The sequence below is a fragment of the Polaribacter cellanae genome (assembly GCF_017569185.1).
GTDB lineage: Bacteria > Bacteroidota > Bacteroidia > Flavobacteriales > Flavobacteriaceae > Polaribacter > Polaribacter cellanae.
The window spans coordinates 1721633-1746636 of the sequence record NZ_CP071869.1 but is presented as its reverse complement, the minus strand read 5'-3'; the positions used below and the strand labels follow the sequence as shown (position 1 = coordinate 1746636).

The following is a 25004-nucleotide window of genomic DNA, read 5'->3' as shown; positions in this document are numbered from 1 at the left end:
AAGAATAAAGATGAAAAAAATGTACACAATTTTCAACTTAAATGGAAAAGTCCAGAAAAAGGCAAGAAAACTTTTACTTGTTTTAATAATTGGGCTTTTATCGAGTTTTTCTTACGCCCAAGGTGTAAAAATTATTGTAAATGCAACAACACCAAATGGTAGTGATGATGCTGGAGATACCATAGAGTATACAGCATCTGTTATTAATTCTGGTGGTACAGCACTAAATGCAGTAACATTTACTTCTTCTTTAGGAACAACAATGACTCTGCAAAGTGGTGGAGACATAAATAATAATTCTATTTTAGACCCAAACGAATGTTGGATTTATAAAGGAACACACACAGTTACAGCAGCAAATATTACAGCTACAAAAGTAGAGAATACATTCTCTTTAAACGCTACAGAGTTGCCAACAGCTCCAACTTTTACACATACAGAAAATGTACATGAAGACGATATTTCTTTTGCAAGTGTAATTGCAATAAACGATATAGATGCTGTAAATGATGACTTTTCGGCAACAGCAATTAATGGTATTACAGGAAACCCATCATCTGGTGATATAACAACAAACGATTTATTAAATAGTGTTGCTGTTACAGATACAGCCATTAATATTACAATAGAAAATAATGGAGGTTTAACAGGAGTTACTGTAGATGCAAATGGAAATATTAGTGTACCAGCCAATTCTGCAACAGGAACCTATACAATTACCTATAAAATTTGTGAAAAAGCAAATACAACAAATTGTGATACTGCAACTGTAAAAGTTAAAGTAGATGGAGACACAGACAAAGATGGAGTTTTAGATTCAGTTGACAAATGTAATGGTTTCGACGATAATGCAGATAATGATAACGATGGAGTAGCAGATGGTTGTGACTTAGATGATGATAATGATGGAATTTTAGACACCGCAGAAAATGCTACAAGTGGAGATCCATTTGTAGATGTAAATAATAATGGAGTTTTAGATTATAAAGACCCAGCTTTACCAGGATTTGTAGATGGTAATGGAGATAATATCGCAGATAAATACGATATCGATCAAGATGGAAAAATAGACCAATTCGATACAGATTCAGATGGCGATGGTTGTAACGATGTTATTGAAGCAGGTCATAAAGAAAGTGCTACAAAAGCAGGAGAAGTTAGTGGAACAGGTTACAATGCTACAGATGGTAAAGTAACAGGAGTTACCACAGCATATACAGGAACAAATTCTAACGTTTCATCAGCAGGAACACCACCCACAATAACAGCACAACCACCAAATAGAAATATAATTGTTGGCGGAACAACTACTTTTCCAGTAACTACAGATGGTACAGTTTTTAAATGGGAATCAAGTACAGATGGAGGTACTACATATAATACTATTTTAAATGGAGGCGTTTACAGTGGAGCAACAACAAATACATTAACAATTACAGGAGTAACAGCCGCACAAAACAATAGTAAGTTTAGAGTAATTGTTTCTAAAGCAGATTATGTTTGTCCAGTTACCTCAAGTGCAGGAACATTAACAACATTTACAAACGATCCGCCAGTTGCAAGTAGTAATGCAATTACAGTAGACGAAGAAAGTACAGGAACATCTTTAGGGCTAACAGCTCCAACAGATCCAGATGGAAACACACTAACAATTACAGTTACAGGTTTACCAACTTTAGGAATTGTTAAAAAAGCAGACAATACAGTAGTAACAAATGGAGCTACTTTAACTCCAGCAGAAGTTGCGGGTTTAAAATACGATGCACCAACAAGTTACGATGGTGCTGCAGACCCAGGAGATTTTACATATACAGTTTCAGATGGTATTGCACCAGCAGTAACAGGAACTGGAGATATTACAGTTAATGCAGTAAACGATTTACCAGTTGCAGTTGGCGAATCTGGAACAGCTTTAGAAGACAATCCAATAACATTAACAACAATTGGTGGAAATGATACAGATGAAGATGGAAATGTAGTTCCATCAACAATAACTTTAATAGATCCAACAAATGCTGCGAACACTGGTAAAACAGGAACACCATTAGTAATTACAGGAAAAGGAACTTATACAGTAGATGCTGCAGGGACTGTGGTTTTTACACCAGAAGCAAACTTTAATGGAAGTGCAGATATTAAGTACACAATTAAAGATAATAGTGGTTTTGCTTCAAACCAAGCAACTTTAGGCTTTACAATTACACCAGTAAATGATGCACCTACTTTAGTTGCAGATGTAAATTCAACAACAGAAAATACAACTTTAACAGTTGCAGTACCAAATGGAGTTTTAAGTAATGATACTGATGTAGATACAGGAACAACTCTAAGAGTTGTAAGTTTTACAATAGCAGGAAGTACAACAGTTTATACAGCAGATAATACAGCAACTAAAACAGCTACCAACACAGCTACAATTGTAGGGGTTGGTACATTAAAAATTAATGCAAATGGTAGCTACGAATTTGTTCCAGAAGCAAATTATACAGGAGCAGTACCAGTAGCAACATATTCTGCAACAGACGATGATGCAACTGCACCAGCAATTGTTTCAACAACATTAACAATTACAATAGACCCAGATTCAGATAATGATGGAGTAGCAGATAAAATAGATTTAGATTCAGACAACGATGGTATTTTAGATGTTGTTGAAGGACAAGGAACAGACCCAACTGCAGATGCAGATGGAGATGGAATACTAAATTATTTAGATGCAGATTTCCCTGGAGGTACAGCACAGTTCGATTTCGATGGCGATGGAATTCCAAACCATTTAGATTTAGATTCAGATAACGATGCAATTCCAGATGTTTTAGAAGCAGGTTATACAGATGCGAATAACGATGGTATTGCAGATGCTTCAGCAACACCAGCATTGGTAGGTGCAAATGGATTTGGAAATGCTTTAGAAACGACACCAGAAAGTGGTATTGTAGCAACAGCTCCAAGAAATACAGATGCCTCTTCAGATATTGTATCAACATTAATTAACTCATTAGATAGAGATTCAGATAATGATGGTATTTCAGATACAGAAGAAGCATTTTCAAATAACGCAACTTTTAACGACACTACAAATGATGGTATTATAGATGGTTTTGTAGATGTAGATAATAATGGTTGGGACGATAGAATATCAGCTCCAACACTAGCAACATTTCCAACTTTCTTAAATTCAGATGCTGATGCCATTCCTAACTATTTAGACTTAGATTCAGATGGAGATGGTCTACCAGATACATTTGAAGGAAACTTCCAAGTTATAGATGGAGACAACAATGGTATTGTGGGCACTGGAAAACCTGCAGATGCAGACAAAGATGGTCTTGCAGATACAAACGATCCAGATGCTGCAGGAAATATTTTAGGAAGTTTTGGTTTCAACAAAGACAGAGATGGAGATGGTGTAAAAAACTACTTAGATATCGATATTGATAATGATGGAATTATAGATAATATCGAAGGTCAGGCAACTGCGTCTTACGTAGCTCCAAAAGGAACGGATGCAGATAACGATGGTATAGATGATGCTTATGATGTAGATTCTGCAGGTGTGGCAGTTGGTTATACAAATATAGACGGAGGTTCTGCACCAGATTACGCAGATACAGATGTAGAGAATGATGGTATTTTTGATATTAATGAAGGATTTTACAAAGCAATAGTTCTTACTAATAATTTAGATACAGACGCAAACGGAATCGTAGATCCTGTAAAATTTGTAGATGTAGATGGAGATGGTTTACATGACGATTTTGATGAGGTTCTTACAGGTACATCAACAGCAAATAACGCAACAAATGGAGGGCAAACTCCTCAAACACATCCAGATGATGATCCTGCAGCACCAGGTGGAAATAGAGATTGGAGAGAAGCATCAGCTCAAGATAATGATGGAGATGGAATTAATGATATTGTAGATTTAGATGACGATAATGATGGAATATTAGATACAGATGAAGATTTAAATCTAGATGGAGATAATAATCCAAGAACAGGAGTTTCTGATTCAGATGGAGATGGTATTCCAAATTATTTCGATTTAGATTCAGATAACGATGGTATTCCAGATTACGCAGAAGCAGGTGGTACAAACGACCCTGATGGAAATGGACAACCAGGAACAGGAACTTTAACTAGTACAGATGTAAACACAAAAGGTATTCCTTTAGATGTTTCTACAGATACAGTTGTTGCTGGTATAGCTGAAACTTCTAATTTAGCAATTCCAGACACAGATGGAGATACAATTGAAGATTTTATTGATATTGATTCAGACAACGATGGTATTGTAGATGCAATTGAAGCTGGAGGTACAGATCCTGATGGAGATGGACATATTGGTGCAGGTACTGCAAATGATGCAGATTCAGATGGTTTGGCAGATGCAGTAGATCCAGTAGATCAAGATGCTAGTGGTAGTTCTGGCTTTACTGCTGGTACAAAATTACCAATTACAAATAGCGATACAGATACGATTCCAAATTATTTAGATTTAGATTCAGACAACGACACAATTCCAGATAATATTGAAGCACAAACAACCGCTGGTTATATAGCACCTTCTGCAACTTTTACAGATACAGATAAAGATGGTTTAGATGATGCTTACGATACAACAAATTCTGGAACAGCAATCATTCCAGTAAATACAGATGGTACAGACAATCCAGATTATTTAGATTTAGATTCAGATAATGATTTAATTAATGACATTATAGAGTTTGGAAATCTTTCTAAAGACACAAATAACAATGGAACTACAAACGGAACTGTTGGAACAAATGGTTTAGACAATACAGTAGAAACCGCAGATAATTATACAGATGTTAATGGAAATCAAACAAATACTTTAGATGAAGACAACGATTTAGCTTCAGGAGGAGATGTAGATTTTAGAGATATTTTAGATGCAGATAAAGATGGTGTTGCAGATGCTATAGACGAAGATGACGATAATGATGGGATTTTAGACATTGCAGAAACTCCAGGTGGAGTAAATCCAGATGCAGATTCAGATAATGATGGTATTCCAAATTACAAAGATGTAACTCCAGCGAACGATACCAATAACGATGGTATTGTAGATACTTTTGATACAGATAATGATGGTAAACCAGATCATCAAGATACAGATTCAGACAACGATTCTTGTCCAGATGTTACAGAAGCAGGCTATACAAAGAGCACAACAAAATCTGGCGAAGTTGCTGGTACAGGTTATGAAACAAACGGAAGAGTATCAGGGCACACCTATACAGCTACTCTTGCAGAACCAAACAAAACAAATAAAGTTACAGCAGGATCACCAGTTGTAATAAGTACACAACCATCAGACCAAACAGGTTTTATTGCTGGTTCAGCTAAATTTAAAGTGGTTTCTACAGGTTCTGTTTTCCAATGGCAACAAAGTACAGATGGTGGAACAACCTTTACAAACATTACAGATGGAGGTATTTATTCAGGAGCAACCACAAACGAGTTAACAATCTCTAATTTAACAACTACACAAAACGGATATAAATACCAAGTAGTTGTTTCTAAAACAGATTATGCTTGTGATATTCCATCAACACCACCAGCAACATTAACGGTTAGTAATAACCCACCAGTTGCAGTAGACGACCAAGATGGAACAAATCCTTTTACAACAAATGAAGACGTTGCAATTACAATCCCAACAATTGCTGCAAACGATACAGATGTAGAAGACACAACACCAGATGCATCAACAATTACGTTAATCGATCCAAATAATGCATCAAATACAGGAAAAACAGGAACACCTTTAGTAATCGCTAATGTAGGTTCATATACAGTTGATCCATTAGGAAACGTGAAGTTTACACCAGTTTTAAATTTCAATGGAGATGCAGATATAAAGTACACTATTAAAGATAGTAGTAATAATACTTCAAATCAAGCAAATATAGATATTGCTGTTACAGATGTTAATGATGCGCCAGTGGCAAATAACGATTCTTCCACAGGTTTAGAAGGAGCTGCTCAAACAATAACAAGTATTGGAGCAAATGATACAGATGTAGATGGAACAATAGATTCAACAACCATTACTTTAATAGACCCAAGTAACCCTTCTAATACAGGAAAAATAGGGGTGCCATTAGTAATTGCAAATGTTGGAACATATAGCGTAAATGGATCAGAATCAGGAACTGTTACTTTTACACCTTTTTCAGAAAACTTTAATGGTTCTGCAGATATAAAATATACAATAAAAGATAATGATGGATTGGTTTCTAACCAAGCAACATTAGATATTACAGTAACACCTGTAAATGATGCACCAGTTGCACAACCAGATTCAGTAACATCTCCAGAAGATGTTACTTTAAATGTAGCAACAGCAGATGGTTTATTAAAGAACGATTCAGATGTAGATGCAAATCCATTAAGCGTTACGAAATTTGTAGTGGGTGGAACTACAGTTACTGTAGATCCTACTTCAGGAGGTAGCACAACAATTGCAGGAAAAGGAACATTAACAGTAAATAAAGATGGTAGTTATACTTTTGTACCAGTTGCAAACTTTAACGGAACTGTACCTCAAGTTACCTATACAGTAAGTGATGGAATAAATTCTGTAAACTCAACTTTAGATATTACAATAAGCCCAGTAAATGATAATCCAGATGCAGTAGACGACTATTATACTACAGATGAAGATACCTCAGTTACTTTATTCCCATTAACGGGTGATAGTAATGTCGATGGAGATGCATTTAGAATTACAAACATCAACGGAACCCCATTAGTTTCAGTACAAACTATTACAGTTCCAAATGGAGTTGTAAATAGAACAGTTACAGGTGAATTAATATTTACGCCAACAGCTAATTATAATGGAAGCTCTACTTTTCCTTACACTATTACTAGTAATAGAACAGGGAGAACAGACATTGCAAATCAGATTATTACAATAAATGCAGTAAACGATTCACCAGTAGCAGTAAATGATACAGGAACTGTAAACGAAGACACTACTTTAACAGTAGCAAAAGCAGATGGATTAATCGATAAAAATGATTCAGATGTAGATGGAGACGCTTTAAATGTAACTCAATTTGTAGTTGGTGGAACCAGAGTAACAGTAACCCCAACCACACCAGGAGTAAGAGCAATACCAAATGTTGGAAGCATTACTGTAAATACAGATGGTAGTTACAGTTTTGTACCAGTTGCCGATTTTAATGGAGTTGTACCAGAGATTACTTATACCATAAGTGATGGAACAAATACCAACAATGCGAAATTAAACATTACAGTTACTCCAGTAAACGACGATCCAGTATTAGTAGCAGACACAAATTCTACAAATGAAGATGTTACCTTAACAGTAACAGGCGCAAATGGAGTATTAAAGAATGATACAGATGTAGATGCAGGAACAACCTTAACAGTTTCAAGCTTTACAATTCCAGTAATTGTAGGAAGTACAAACGCAGGCGATCCAGCAGTAACAATTCCAAATGTAGGAACTTTCCAAATGAATGCAGATGGAGGTTATGTTTTTGCACCAGCAAAAGATTATGTAGGGGAAGTTCCAGTAATTACATATACAGCCACAGATGGGGCCTCACCAAAAACAAGCACATTAACAATAACGATTGTACCACAAAACGATGCACCAGTAGCAGTAAATGATACAGGTTCCGTAAATGAAGACACTACTTTAACAGTAGCAAAAGCAAATGGATTAATCGATAAAAATGATTCAGATGTAGATGGAGACGCTTTAAATGTAACTCAATTTGTAGTAGCAGGAACTACAGTAGCAGTAACTCCAACCACACCAGGAGTAAGAACAATACCAAATGTTGGAACCATCACTATAAATACAGATGGTAGTTACAGTTTTGTACCAGTTGCCGATTTTAATGGAAACGTACCAGAGATTACTTATACAATAAGTGATGGTACAAACACAGGCAATGCAAAATTAAATATTACTGTAAATCCTGTAAATGATGTACCAATTGCAAGACCAGACACAAAATCAATAAATGAAGATACCGTTTTAATAGTTGCAAAAGCAGATGGTTTAATAGATGCAAATGATGAAGATGTAGATGGCGACATTTTAAGAGTTATGCAATTTATAATTGATGGAGGAAGCTCAACAACATTAAATCAAGGAGAAACAAAAAACAATATAATTTCGGGTGTAGGAAGGATTACTATTAGTTCAGATGGAAGTTATAATTTTATACCTCTTTTAAATTTCAATGGTAATGTACCAACAATAACGTATAGAATAACTGATGGACCAAACATCGTAAACTCAACATTAAATATAACTGTAAATCCTGTAAATGATGCACCAGTTGCCAGACCAGACACAAAATCAATAGATGAAGATACTACTTTAACAGTTTCAAAATCAAACGGTTTAATAGATGTTAATGATGAAGATGTAGATGGCGACACATTAAATGTAACTCAATTTGTAGTCGATGGAACTACAATAACAGTAAGCCCAACCACACCAGGAGTAAGAGCAATACCAAATGTTGGAACCATCACAATAAATACAGATGGTAGTTACAGTTTTGTACCATTTACCAATTTTAATGGAAACGTACCAGAGATTACTTATACAATAAGTGATGGAACAAATACCGACAATGCAAAATTAAACATTACAGTTACTGCTGTAAACGACAATCCAGTATTGGCAGCAGACACAAATTCTACAAATGAAGATGTTACTTTAACAGTAACAGGCGCAAATGGAGTATTAAAGAACGATACAGATGTAGATGCAGGAACGACTTTAACAGTTTCAAGCTTTACAATTGCAGGAGTTTCAGGAAGTACAAACGCAGGCGATCCAGCAGTTACGATTCCAAATGTAGGAACTTTTCAAATGAATGCAGATGGAGGTTATGTTTTTGCACCAGCCAAAGATTATGTAGGGGCAGTTCCAGTAATTACATATACAGCGACAGATGGGGTCTCACCACAAACAAGCACATTAACAATAACAATTGTACCACAAAACGATGCACCAGTAGCAGTAGATGATACAGCCACTGTAAATGAAGACACTACTTTAACAGTAGCAAAAGCAAATGGATTAATCGATAAAAATGATTCAGATGTAGATGGAGACGCTTTAAATGTAACTCAATTTGTAGTTGGAGGAACCACAGTAGCAGTAACTCCAACCACACCAGGAGTAAGAGCAATACCAAATGTTGGAACCATCACTATAAATACAGATGGTAGTTACAGTTTTGTACCAGTTGCCGATTTTAATGGAAACGTACCAGAGATTACTTACACAATAAGCGATGGTACAAACACAGGTAATGCAAAATTAAATGTTACAGTAAGCCCAGTAAATGATAATCCAGTTGCAACAAACGATACAACAGGTACAGATCCAGGAGTTGCTATAGATATTCCAGTTTTAACGAATGATAATGACTTAGATGGAGACGTAATTACAGTAAGTAGCATTACTGCACAACCTTCAAATGGAACAGCAACTATTAATTCTAATGGAACAATAAAGTACACTCCAAATGCAGGTTTTAATAATGGTACAGATAGTTTTACATACGAGATTTCAGATGGAAATGGAGGAACAGATACAGCAGTTGTAAATGTTACAGTGCCAATTTCACCTTTCCCACCAGTTGCAAATCCAGATACGAATTCAGTAAATGAGGATACTACTCTAACAGTTACAGCAGCAAATGGAATTCTTAAGAATGATACAGATGGAAATTTAGACGCTTTAAAAGTAGTAAACTATACAATTGCAGGCATTCCAGGAACAAAAACATTAGGAACAGTTACAAGTATTCCAAATGTTGGTTCAATAAAAATTAACGAAGATGGTAGTTACGAGTTTATACCAGTAGCAAACTTTAATGGAGCAATTCCAGAAATTACTTATACAGTTACAGATAGTTCTGGTTTAACAACAGACGATACAAGTACTTTAAATATTACTGTAAATCCTACAAACGATACTCCAGTAGCAGTAGCCGATACCAATTCAACAGCAGAAGACATTAAATTAACAGTTTCAGCAGCAAATGGTGTTCTTAAAAACGATTCCGATTTAGATGGAGATGCAATAAGCGTTAAAGAATTTAAAATTAATGGAACAACTGTTACAGCTGGTACAGCAGTTACTTTAACAGAAGGAGTATTTACATTATTATCAGATGGTAGTTATACATTTACCCCAGCAAAAGATTTTAATGGAAATGTACCAGAAGTAACTTATACAATGACGGATGGAACAGTAGATGTAGATGCAACATTAAACATTTCTGTAACACCAGTTAACGATCCACCAGTAGCAGTAGATAATTTAGGAAATGTTGCTAATGAAGACAATCCTGTAACAATTACAGCAATTGGAACAAACGATACAGACGATGGAACAATAGATCCATCAACAGTAAGATTAATAGATCCTAATAATCCATCAAACTTTGGAAACTCTAGTACACCATTAGTAATTTCTGGAGTAGGAACATACACTGTAAATGCAAATGGAGATGTAGTATTTACTCCAGTTGCAAACTTTAATGGTTCAGCAAATATTAAATATACTATCAAAGATAATGATGGAGTTACTTCATTAAATCAAGGAACTATTGGTATTACAATTACGCCTACAAACGATGTTCCAGTTGCAGTAGCAGATACAAATACTGTAGATGAAGAAGCTACTTTAACAGTTACAGCAGCAAATGGAGTTCTTAAGAACGATACAGATATAGATGGTAATCCATTAACAGTAACTCAAATTACTATTGGAGGAACTTCATATCCAGCAGGAACTACAGCAACAATTACAGAAGGAACTTTAGTCGTAAAATCAGATGGTAGTTATACATTTACTCCAGCAGGAGATTTCAATGGAGACATTCCTCAAGTTACGTATACAGTTTCAGACGGAACAACAACTACAACAGCTACTTTAGATATTAAAGTAAACCCAGTTAACGATAGACCAGTTGCTAGTCCAGATACCAACACAACAAACGAAGATATTTTATTAACAGTTACAGCTGTAAATGGAATTCTTACAAACGATTTAGATGTAGACAACGATCCATTAACAGTAACAGGTTATACTGTAAATGGCGCAACAAGAACTATTGGAATAGATGTAGTATTAACAGAAGGAACATTAAAAATAAATGCAGATGGTAGTTATACTTTTCAACCAGCTTTAAACTTCAATGGAGATGTGCCTCAAGTTACTTATACAGTTTCAGATGGTAATTTATCTGCAACAAGTACTTTAGATATTAAAGTGAATCCAATTAACGATGCTCCAACAGCAGTGCCAGATACAAACACTGTTGCAGAGGATGTTACCTTAACAGTAACAGCTGCAAATGGAGTTCTTAAAAATGATTCCGATATAGATATGGATGGTTTAACAGTAACTAAATTTACAGTTGGAGGAACAACTTATAATGCAGGAGATACTGTACCATTAACAGAAGGTTCACTTAAATTAAATTCAGATGGTAGTTATTCATTTACACCAGCAGCAAATTTTAATGGAACAGTTCCAACCATAACATACATAGTTTCAGATGGTACAAATACATCCAATACAACATTAAAAATTACAGTAACTCCAGTGAACGATGCACCAGATTTAGTTGCAGATACAAATACAACTATAGAAGATACACAGTTAACAGTAACAGCAGCAAATGGAGTTCTTAAAAACGATACAGATAAAGAGAACAATACAATTTCTGTAACTAAATTTACAGTTAGTGGAACAGATTTCACAGCAGGAGCTACAGCTACTTTAACAGAAGGTACTTTAAAGTTAAATGCAGATGGAGGTTATGTATTCAAACCAGCACCAAACTTTAATGGGTCTTATCCACAAGTTATTTATACAGCAACAGATGGTACAGATACAGCAACATCTACATTAAACCTTACTGTAACACCAGTAAACGATTCGCCAGTAGCATTAACAGATATAAATTCTACAAACGAAGACACACCATTAAATGTTACAGCTACAAACGGATTGTTAAAGAACGATACAGATCCAGAAAACGATCCATTAACAGTTACACAATTTACAGTTGGTGGAAACACTTTTACAGTAGGAACAACAGCTACAATTACAGAAGGAGTTATAAAAATTAATTCTGATGGTAGTTACACATTTACACCAGCAACAAATTATAACGGACCAGTTCCTGTAATTAATTATACAATTACAGATGGTACAAATACAGCGAACAGTACATTAAAATTAACTGTAAATGCAGTAAATGATGCACCAACAGCTGTTGCAGATACAAACACAACTACAGAAGACGTTACGTTAACAGTTGCACCAGCAAATGGAGTTCTTAAAAATGATTCAGATTTAGATGGTAATGCAATTAATGTAACAGGTTTCGAAGTAGGAGGAAATTCTTATTTAGCAGGAGAAACAGCAACAACAGCTGCAGGAACTATAAAATTAGATTCTAATGGAGGTTATACATATGTGCCAGCAAATAACTTTAATGGAGCTGTACCACAAGTAACATATACAATTACAGATGGTTCTTTAACAGCTACAACAACATTAGATATTACTGTAACACCAGTTAACGATGCACCAGTTGCAACACCAGATACAAATTCTACAAATGAAGATGTAACTTTAAATGTACCAGCTGCAACAGGATTATTAAATAACGATTCAGATCCTGAAGGAAATGCAATTTCTGTAACCAAATTTACAATTAACGGAACAGTGTACACTGCAGGAACATCTGCAACAATTACTGAAGGAGTTATAAAAGTAAATGCAGATGGTAGTTATTCATTTACCCCAGCATTAAATTATAATGGAGCTGTACCAGTTGTAAATTATACAATTTCAGACGGTTCTAGTACTGCAAATAGCACATTAACACTTACAATAAATCCTATTAATGATGCTCCAACAGCAGTTGCAGATACAAACACAACTCCAGAAGACGTAACATTAACAGTTACAGGAGCAAATGGTGTTTTAAAGAACGATTCAGATATCGATGGAAATACAATAACAGTATCGCAATTCGAAGTAGGTGGAACAACTGTTACAGCAGGAAATCCAACTACAATTACAGAAGGAACGATTACTGTAAATACAGATGGTGGATACGTATTTGTACCAACAGCAAACTTTAATGGAACTGTACCAACAATTACATACACAGTTTCAGACGGAACAACAGACGTAGCAACAGCAACATTAATTATTACAGTAACACCAACTAACGATACACCAACGCTAGTTGTAGATACAAATACAACACCAGAAGATACTGCACTTTCTGTGAATGCAGCATCTGGAGTTTTAAGTAATGATACAGATATAGATGGAGATACAGTTACTGTATCTAAATTTACAGTTGGAGGAACAACATACAATGCTGGTCAAACAGCAACCATCCCTTCAGGAACTATTAAATTAAATGCTGATGGAAGTTACAATTACACTCCAGTATTAAATTTTAATGGAACTGTACCAACAATTACTTATACAGTAACAGATGGTTCTAACACAGCAAACAGTACATTAAAAATTACAGTTACTCCAGTTAACGATAACCCAGTAGCTGTTGATGATACTTCAGCTACAGACCCAGGTGTTGCAGTTAACATTCCAGTATTAACAAATGATTCAGATTTAGATGGAGATATGTTGTCCATTAGTACAATTACTGTAGGTCCTACAAAAGGAACAGCTGTAATTAATGATAATGGAACACCTGGAGATACTTCAGATGATGTGGTGAGATATACACCTCAAGCAGGGTTTAATAACGGAACAGATACTTTCACTTATCAGATATCTGATGGAAATGGAGGGTTAGATACAGCAGTGGTAACAATTACAGTACCACAATCTGCATTCTCTCCAGTAGCAAACCCAGATACGAATGTAACAGATGAAGAAGTAACTTTAACAGTTGCTAATGGAAATGCGAAGAGTTTAATTAAAAACGATACAGATGCAAATTTAGACCCTATAACTGTAATACAATTTGTAGCAGCAGGAACGATTTATAATGCAGGAGATACTGCAAATCTTACAGAAGGAGACTTAACAATTAATGCAGGTGGAGGATATGTTTTCGTGCCAAAACCAAACTTTAATGGAGTTGTACCAGCAGTAAATTATACAATTACAGATAGTCAAGGAACACCAAATGCAAGTAGTACATTAACTATTACTGTAAATCCAATTAACGATACACCAGTTGCAAATCCAGATGTAAAAACTACTTTAGAGGATACTACATTAACAGTTAATACAGCAAATGGATTGTTAGACAACGATACAGATATAGATGGAGATGCACTTTCAGTTAAAGAATTTAAAATTGGTGCTACAACTTATGCAGTTGGAGTAGCAGTTAATTTACCAGAAGGTTCATTAACAATAAGTTCAGATGGTAGTTACACATTTGTACCTGCACCAGACTCAACAGCCAATTTACCACAAGTAACTTATACAATTACAGATGGTATAATAGATACTGTTACAAGTACTTTAGATATTTCAGTAACAGGAGTAAATGATGCTCCAGTTGCAGTAGACGATTTAGGAAACACAACGAATGAAGATACAGACAAAATTGTAACAACAATTGGAACTAATGATACAGATGATGGAGCAGTAGATGTTGCAACAATAACATTAATAGACCCAAGCAATCCAGCAAATACAGGAAAAACAGGAACACCTTTAGTAATTACAGGAGTTGGAACATATACTGTAGACAATTTAGGAAATGTAACTTTTAATCCAACAGAAAATTATAATGGTCCAGCAAATGTAAATTATACAGTTAAGGATAACGATCCAACAACACCATTAACATCTAATGTTGCAACAATAGCAATTACGGTTACCTCTGTAAACGATATTCCAGTAGTTCAAAACGAAACAGACACAACAGCAGAAGATACACAATTAGTAGTTTCTGGAACAAGTACAGACAGGTTATTGAATAACGATACAGATGTAGATGGAGATCCATTAACAATTACGACTTTCACTATTAATGGAGATGCAACTGTATACAATGCAGGGACAACCGCAACTTTAACAGAAGGTACATTAAAATTATTTGCAGATGGAGGTTATGTATTTACACCAGCATCTAACTTTAATGGAACTGTACCTCAAGTAACCTATAATGTTACAGATGGTAAAGTAGTAACACCAATTGCTGGAACTTTAGACATTACAGTTACTCCAATTAATGATGCTCCAATAGCAGTAAACGATTCAGGAAACATTACGAATGAAGATACTGATAAAATTGTAGCAACAATAGTAGGGAATGATACAGATGATGTTGGAATAGATGTTGCAACAGTAACATTAATAGATCCAAAGAATCCTTCAAACACAGGAAAAACAGGAACACCATTAATTATTCCAGGAGTTGGAACATATACAGTAGATAATTTAGGAAACGTAACATTTAAGCCAATACCAAATTATAATGGTTCAGCAAACGTAAATTATACAGTTAAAGATAACGATCCAACAACACCATTAACATCTAACGTTGCAACGATTGAAATTACAGTAACTTCTGTAAATGATGTTCCAGTAGTTCAAAATGAAACAAATACAACTCCAGAAGATACCCAGTTAGTAGTATCAACTGCGAATGGATTATTAAATAACGACTCAGATCCAGATGGAGACCCATTAACAATTTCAACATTTGTAGCAGAAGGAACTACTTATAATGCAGGAAATACTGCAGTATTAAATAACGGAACATTAAAAATGAATTCAGATGGTAGTTATATATTTACTCCTAATGAAGACTTTAATGGAGCAATTCCAAAAGTAACTTATAATGTTACAGATGGTACAGATACAGTTGTAGGAGAATTAGATATTACTGTAAGTTCAGTAAATGATGCACCATTAGCAGTAGACGATTTAGGAAATACAACAAATGAAGATACAAATCTACTAGTAGCAACTATTGGAGGAAATGATACAGACGATTCTGGTATTAATCCAGCAACTGTAACTTTAATCGATCCTAAAACCCCTTCTAACACAGGAAATACTACAACACCATTAGTTATTCCAGGAGTTGGAACATATACAGTAGATAACTTAGGAAATGTAACATTTAAACCAGTACCAAATTACAATGGTTCTGCAAATGTAAACTATACAGTTAAAGATAACGATCCAACAACACCATTAACATCTAATGTTGCAAAAATTGGTATTACAGTAACAGCTGTAAATGATGCACCAATAGTTGCAAATGAAACAACAACAAACTTAATTTTTGAAGATATTCCTTATACAGAGTCAACAGCAACAGGATTATTAATTAATGATTCAGATACAGATGGAGATCCTTTATCAATTTCAACATATATTGTCGATGGTAAAACCTACAATGCTGGTCAGTCTGCCAACTTAACGCAAGGAACATTAAAAATTAATACAGATGGTAGTTACACATTTACATCAGCGTTAAATTACTTTGGTTCAGTACCTCCAATCACCTATAATGTTTCTGATGGAACAACAACGACACCAGCATCCTTAACAATTGCTGTAGTACCAGTTAACGATCCACCAATAGCAGTAACCGATAAGAATACTACAAATGAAGATACAATATTAACAGTATCTCAAGCAAATGGTATTTTAACAAATGATTCTGATATAGAAAACGATGCTCTAACAGTTACAGCATTAACAGTAAATGGAAACCCAGCAACAGTTGGAAGCCCAATTAATTTAACAGAAGGAGTTTTAACAATACAATCTAATGGTAGTTATGTATTTACACCAACCGCTAATTTTAATGGAACTGTACCAACAGTAACATACACAGTAAGCGATGGAACAGATACAACAACAAGTACATTAAAAATTACTGTTTTACCAATAAATGATGTGCCTATTGCAGTAGCAGATACGAATACTACACCAGAAGATGTAGCAATTACAGTAAATGTTACAAACGGATTGTTAAAGAACGATTCAGATCCAGAAAATAATTCATTAACTGTAACAAGATTTACAGTTGGCGGAACAACATATCTTGCAGGAAACACTGTTACTTTAACAGAAGGTTCTTTAGTAATTAACTCTAATGGTAGTTATACATTTACACCAGCATTAAATTATAATGGAACTGTACCTACAGTATCATATACTTTAAGCGATGGAACAAACACTGCAAATAGTACATTAGATATAACAGTAACACCAGTTAACGATGCACCAGTGGCAACAGATGATATTTCATCTACAGACCCAGGAGTTTCAGTTATTATACCAGTCTTGCCAAACGATAAGGATTTAGATGGAAATACATTAACAATTTCTAGCATTGTAACACAACCAGGAAATGGAACAGTTACAATAAATGCAGATGGAACAATTACATACACACCAACCCCAGGCTTTAATACAGGTACAGATGTATTTGTATACCAAGTTTGTGATGGAAATGGACTTTGTGATACAGCAACAGTTTCTGTTAAAGTTCCAAAGTCATTACTACCACCAATAGCAAACCCAGATGTAAGATTTACATCAGAAGATGTTACATTAACAGTAGCAACTGCTAATGGATTATTAAATAACGATACAGATGCAAATCCAGGAGAAACGTTAACAGTAACTAAATTCCAAATTAAAGGAACAAATTACAACCCTGGAGATACAGCAACAATTACAGAAGGTACAATTACAATAAACGCAAATGGTAGCTATACATATGTGCCAGCAGCAAATTATAATGGTTCTGTGCCAGTTGTAAACTATACAATTTCAGACGGTACAGGAACTGCAACAGCATCTAGCACTTTAACAATAACAGTTACAGGTATTAATGATACGCCAGTAGCAAACCCAGATATGAATACAACACCAGAAGACACACAATTAAGTGTTTCTGCTGCAAATGGTTTAATTAATAATGATACAGATCCAGATGGAACACCATTAACATTAACTCAGTTTGTTGTAAAAGGTATTACAAGTACTGCAGGAGCAACAGTTACATTAACTGAAGGTTCTTTAACAGTAAATGGAGATGGTAGTTACACATTTAACCCAGCAAAGGATTATGTTGGAACTCTACCACAAGTAACTTATACAGTTACAGATGGTGTAGAAAATGTAACAAGTACATTAGATATTACAGTAACAGGAGTAAATGATGCACCTATTGTAGTAGACGATTCTGTTACAACAGCAGAAGACACACCAGTAACAATTTCTAACATTACAGGAAACGATACAGATGATAATACTGTAGACCCTTCTACTGTTACATTAATTGATCCTAATAATCCTTCAAATACAGGAAATTCAAATACACCTCTAGTTGTAACAGGAGTAGGAACTTATACAGTAGACAATTCTGGAAATGTAACATTTACACCAGATCCTAACTTTAATGGTTCTGCAGATATAAATTATACAGTAAAAGATAATGATGGATTGATAACAAAAACACCTGCAAAAATTAGTATTACTGTAACACCAGTAAACGATACCCCAAGTGCAGTTGCAGATATAAACACGACAATAGAAGATACTCCATTAATGGTATCATCTGCAAACGGAGTTTTATCTAACGATTCAGATGTAGAAGGAACTCTATTAACTGTATTAGAATTCACAATTAATGGAACAGGCTATCCAGCTGGAACAATAGCAACAATTACAGAAGGAACTTTAGTAATAAATTCTGATGGTAGTTACACGTACACACCAGCATTAGACTATGTAGGTGCTGTGCCACAAGTTACTTATACTGTTTCAGATGGAGTTAATAATACAAGTACAACATTAAATATAACAGTAACAGGTCAAAACGATGCACCAGTCGCAGTAAACGATTCTAGTACAACCATTCAAAATAACCCAGTAACAATACCAACAATTGGAGGTAATGATACAGATACAGATGGTACAGTAGATGTAAGTACAGTAGAATTAATAGACCCTAAAAACCCTACAAATAAAGGGAATTCAACAACACCATTAGTAATCTCAGGAGAAGGAACTTATACAGTAGATAATTTAGGAAATGTAACATTTACTCCATTGCCAGAATTTACAGGAGATTCGAAAGTAAATTATACTGTAAAAGATAACGATGGTTTAGTTTCTAATGTTGCAGAAGTTAAAGTTACAGTTCAATCAGATAATGATGGAGATGGTATTATAGATACTGTAGATTTAGATGATGATAATGATGGTATTCCAGATACTGTAGAAAATGGAGGAGACGATCCTTTAAAAGATACAGATAACGATGGTATTCCAGATTATAAAGACACAGATAACATCACCACAGACAAAAACAACGATGGTATAGATGATAAATACGATTCAGATGGAGATGGTATTATAGACCAGTTTGATACAGATGGAGATAATGATGGAATTCCAGACTTAGTAGAAGGTGGAGGAACAGATACAGATGGAAATGGTAAAGTAGATAATTTCACAGATACGAATAAAGATGGTTTAGATGATAACATTGCAACTACACCATTAACAACTCCAGATACAGATGGAGATGGAGTACCAAACTATCAAGATATAGATTCAGATAACGATGGAATTATAGACAATATTGAAGGCCAAAACCCTGCAAATTATATCTCTCCATCAGGAAATGATACAGATAAAGATGGTATAGACGATGCTTACGATACAGATTGTACACCTTGTGGTTCTGTAACAGGAAGCCCAATTAACACTCCAGAAAATTCAGATTCAGATGCAATACCTAACTATTTAGATATCGATGCAGATAATGACGGAATTGTAGATAATATCGAATGGCAAGCAACGTCAGGATATATTGCACCAGGAGTAGATACAGATGGTAACGGTTTAGCAGATGTTTACGAAACAATGCCAGGTTCTGGTATTCCAATCAGTAATCCTGTAAATACAGATGGAACAGATACACCAGATTATACAGATACAGATTCAGATGGAGATGGAGTATTAGACACTGTTGAAGCATATGATACAAATGGAGATAATGTAGCAGAAATCGTTGCATCTGGAATAGACACAGATAAAGATGGTTTAGACGATGCATTTGATTTAAATGCGAACGGACCAGCAGATTCTGGAGCAGCATCAAATAACAACCAAGATGTTACAAAGTTCCCTAACGATCAAGATCCAGGAACCGCAGAAGTAGATTTTAGAGATAAAGTTACATTTGGTGTATTAGTAGATACAGATGGAGATGGTATTACAGATAATATTGATATTGATGACGATAACGATGGTATTATAGATGTTGTAGAATCTCTAGGATTCACACCATCAGGAAATGCAAATAGTTCAAATTGTATTTTGCCTAACGTAAGCTTTAAAAACCCAGTTTATATTACAGGTACAGGAGTAACAGGCTCAGGTTCAATTGGAGCAAAGTATCGTTTCGAAGATGTAATAGACGTAACAGGTTTTGGAGGTACAGGAGGTATTTTAGATGCAATTGTTGAAATTACAGACATCCAAGGAGGAGCCTCTTTAATCTCCATTGATAATTCTACAACAGGTAACCCAGATGCTTGGCAGCCAGAATACACAGTGCCTACACCAACAGGTAATAAAGCAGAAATGGCATTCAAAGTCATTTTAGTAAACGACAATACAAATACGTTATATAATATTAGCAGATTTAGTGGAGTTATATATGATATAGATGGCGCAAATGCAAGAGAATCAGTAATCTTATCAAGACCAGGACTATATGCAGTAGACAATGAAACATTATTAAATGTTACAGACAATCCAGCAACAGGTTTAGTAACTTTCCAAGGGCCAGACGATACCTATTCAGGAGTAGATTTATCACCAAGATTGGCAACATTCTTTGGTTATTATAACTCAGCTTCGTTTAATATTCGTTTCTCTGCGGAATTATTATCAGCAACTTCGAATACTAGCTTAGGTTCTGTATTATTTTCAGGATGTGCAATCAATGGTTTATTTGATGCATCTAATACAACATCAGCAAGTGCATCACAAACTACAGGCTCATCATTACCTTCAGGTCCTGGTACATTCCCTGTATTTACTGTAAATGATGGAATTGATAGCGATGGAGATGGAAAATCAGACGAAAAAGATATCGATTCAGATAACGATGGTATTCCAGATAACGTAGAAGCACAACCAACAGTTGGATATATAATGCCAAATAATCCATTTGCAGACGCAGATAATGATGGTTTAGCAGATATCTATGATAATGCAACAAACGATGGATTAAAAACTGTAGATACAGATGGAGATAATATTCCAGATTATTTAGATAAAGATTCAGATAACGATGGAATTGATGATACAAAAGAAGCAGGTTTCACAAAATCAACAGCAAATAACGATGCAGATAACGATGGTTTATTAGATGCTTACGACGATGTAAATACAGGAACAGGATTATTTGATGTAAATGACAACCAAAATAACGGAGCAATAGATTTACCAGATAACGATAATACAGCAACTACAAACGAAGTTGACTATAGAGAAATTAAAGATAATGATGGAGATGGTATTCCAGACTCTGTAGATTTAGACGACGATAATGATGGTATTCCAGACACAGTAGAACAAAATGGAAATCCTAATAGAGATACAGATAAAGATGGTACACCAGATCATTTAGACTTAGATTCAGATGGAGATGGCGTAAATGACTTAACAGAATCAGGTTTCGGTCAAACAGATTTAAATGACGATGGAGTAATTGATGGTTCAGATACAGGTTCTGGTTCAAATGGTTTATTCGATTTAATTGAAACAACACCAGAAAGTGGAGTAACAAAAGATACTCCAATGGATACAGATAAAGATGGAACACCAGACTTCCAAGATGTAGATGACGATGGAGATGGAGTTCCAACAAAAGAAGAAGACGTTGTTACAGTTAATGGAGATCCAAGAGACGATGATACAGATAAAGATGGTACTCCAAACTATTTAGATGTCGATGACGATGGAGATGGAGTTCCAACAAAAGAAGAGGACAACAATAATAATGGAGACTTTACAGATGATGATGACAATGGAGATGGAACACCAGATTATTTAGATAATTTAGATACAGATGGAGACAAGATTCCAGATAGCAAAGATTCAGATGACGATAATGATGGTAACCCAGATGCAGCAGATCCAAATCCATTACTGCCAACAGTAGCAGGAGATCTACTAACAGTTGTAGAAGGTGTACCAGGAAAAGTAAACATTTTAATCAATGACGATTATCTTCCAGGCTCAAACACTACCATCGTAGATGCAGGAACAGGAACAGCGAAAGGCCTTATAGTATTTGATCCATTAAGTGGAGAATTTACTTACACATCTTTCCCTGGAGAAGAAGGAAAAATTGTAACCGTAGATTATACAGTTTGTAATACAGCAGTAAACCCTGAAGTATGTAAAAATTCAATAATTACAATTACAGTTCAAGCAGATAACGATAAAGATGGTATTCCAGATGTAACAGATTTAGATGACGATAATGATGGTAATCCAGATACAACAGATCCAAATCCACTGGTTCCAACACTTACAGAAGATGTATTAACAGTTGTAGAAGGTCAATCAGGAAAAGTAAACGTCTTAACCAATGACGATTATCTTCCAGGATCAAACACTACCATTGTAGATGCCGGAACAGGAACAGCAAAAGGTCTTGTAGCATTCGATCCATTAACAGGAGAAATGACGTATACACCAGCAACTGGAGAAGAAGGAAAAACTGTAACTGTAGATTATACAGTCTGCAACACAGCAGTAAACCCTGCAGTATGTAAAACAGCAACTGTAACCATTACAGTTCAAACAGATAATGATAAAGATGGTATTCCAGACGTAACAGATTTAGATGACGATAATGATGGAAATCCAGATACAACAGATCCAAATCCATTAGTGCCAACAGTGGCAGGAGACTTGTTAACAGTTGTAGAAGGAGTTTCTGGAAAAGTAAACATTTTAACCAATGACGATTACCTACCAGGTACAAACACTACCATTGTAGATGCAGGAACAGGAACAGCAAAAGGTCTTGTAGCATTCGATCCATTAACAGGAGAAATGACGTATACACCAGCAGCTGGAGAAGAAGGAAAAACTGTAACTGTAGATTATACAGTCTGTAACACAGCAGTAAACCCTGCAGTATGTAAAACAGCAACTGTAACCATTACAGTTCAAACAGATAATGATAACGATGGTATTCCAGATGTAACAGATTTAGATGACGATAATGATGGTAATCCAGATATAACAGATCCAAATCCATTAGTACCAACACTTACAGAAGATGTATTAACAGTTGTAGAAGGTCAATTAGGAAAAGTAAACATTTTAACCAATGACGATTACTTACCAGGTACAAACACTACCATTGTAGATGCAGGAACAGGAACAGCAAAAGGTCTTGTAGCATTCGATCCATTAACAGGAGAAATGACGTATACACCAGCAGCTGGAGAAGAAGGAAAAACTGTAACTGTAGATTATACAGTCTGTAACACAGCAGTAAACCCTGCAGTATGTAAAACAGCAACTGTAACCATTACAGTTCAAACAGATAACGATAAAGATGGTATTCCAGATGTAACAGATTTAGATGACGATAATGATGGTAATCCAGATACAACAGATCCAAATCCATTAGTACCAACAGTGGCAGGAGATGTGTTAACAGCAACTATCGAGGTACCAGCAATCGTTAATGTATTAACTAACGACGATTATCTTCCAGGTTCAAACACTACCATTGTAGATGCAGGAACAGGAACAGCTAAAGGATTTATAAGTTTCAATCCATTAACAGGAGAGTTAACATATATTCCAACATTGGCAGAAGAAGGAAAAATAATTACAGTAGATTATACAGTGTGTAATACAGCAGTAAATCCAGCAGTATGTAAAACAGCAACTGTAACAATAACTGTTAGAGGAGATAATGATGGAGATGGTATTCCAGATGATGTAGATTTAGATGACGATAATGATGGTATTCCAGACTTAATAGAACAAGATGGAGATCTTAATAGAGATACAGATGGAGATGGTACACCAGATCATTTAGATTTAGATTCAGATGGAGATGGCGTAAACGATGTTATCGAATCAGGAAGTGGAGAACTAGACCAAGATAACGATGGTATTATCGATGGTTCAGACACAGGTTCAGGTTCAAACGGATTATTTGATGGAGTAGAAGATACACCAGAAAGTGGTAATTTAGATTATACACCAATAGATACAGATAAAGATGGTACACCAGATTTCCAAGACACAGATGACGATGGAGATGGAGTTCCAACGAAAAACGAAGACGTTGTAAATGTAAATGGAGATCCTAGAGACGATGATACAGATAACGATGGCATACCAAACTATTTAGATATCGATGATGATGGAGATGGAGTTCCAACAAAAGATGAAGACGTTGTATTTGTAGATGGAGACCCAACAAATGATGATACAGATAACGATGGTACACCAAACTATTTAGATATCGATGATGATGGAGATGGAGTTCTTACAAAAGACGAGTTTATGTTAGATTGTGATACAGATAACACCCCAGATCATTTAGATGTAACAAATTGCGATTTAGTTCCAAATGCGTTCTCTCCAAATGGAGATGGTGTTAACGATACTTTTGTAATCCCAGCAGTATCTAAATACCCTAACTTTAAGTTAGAGATTTATAACAGATGGGGTAATCAAGTATATGATTACGAAAACAAAGGTAAAACCAATCCAGATTGGTGGAATGGTTATTCAACAGGAAGATTAACGTTAAATGATAGTAAACCATTACCAGTAGGAACATATTACTACATCATATATTTTAACGATGGATCAAGAAAACCAATAACAGGATGGGTATATTTAAACAGATAATTAAGATAAAGGCAAAAGA

Annotated in this window: 1 protein-coding gene; it reads left to right on the top strand. The window is 35.2% G+C overall.

Going from position 1 to position 25004, the window contains the following annotated elements; genetic code table 11:
- The first annotated feature begins 10 nt into the window (after nt 1-10).
- On the top strand, nt 11-24985 hold the full coding sequence (locus J3359_RS07760) for a cadherin-like domain-containing protein (protein WP_208080133.1): 24975 nt from the start codon (nt 11-13) through the stop codon (nt 24983-24985).
- Nucleotides 24986-25004 lie beyond the last annotated feature (19 nt).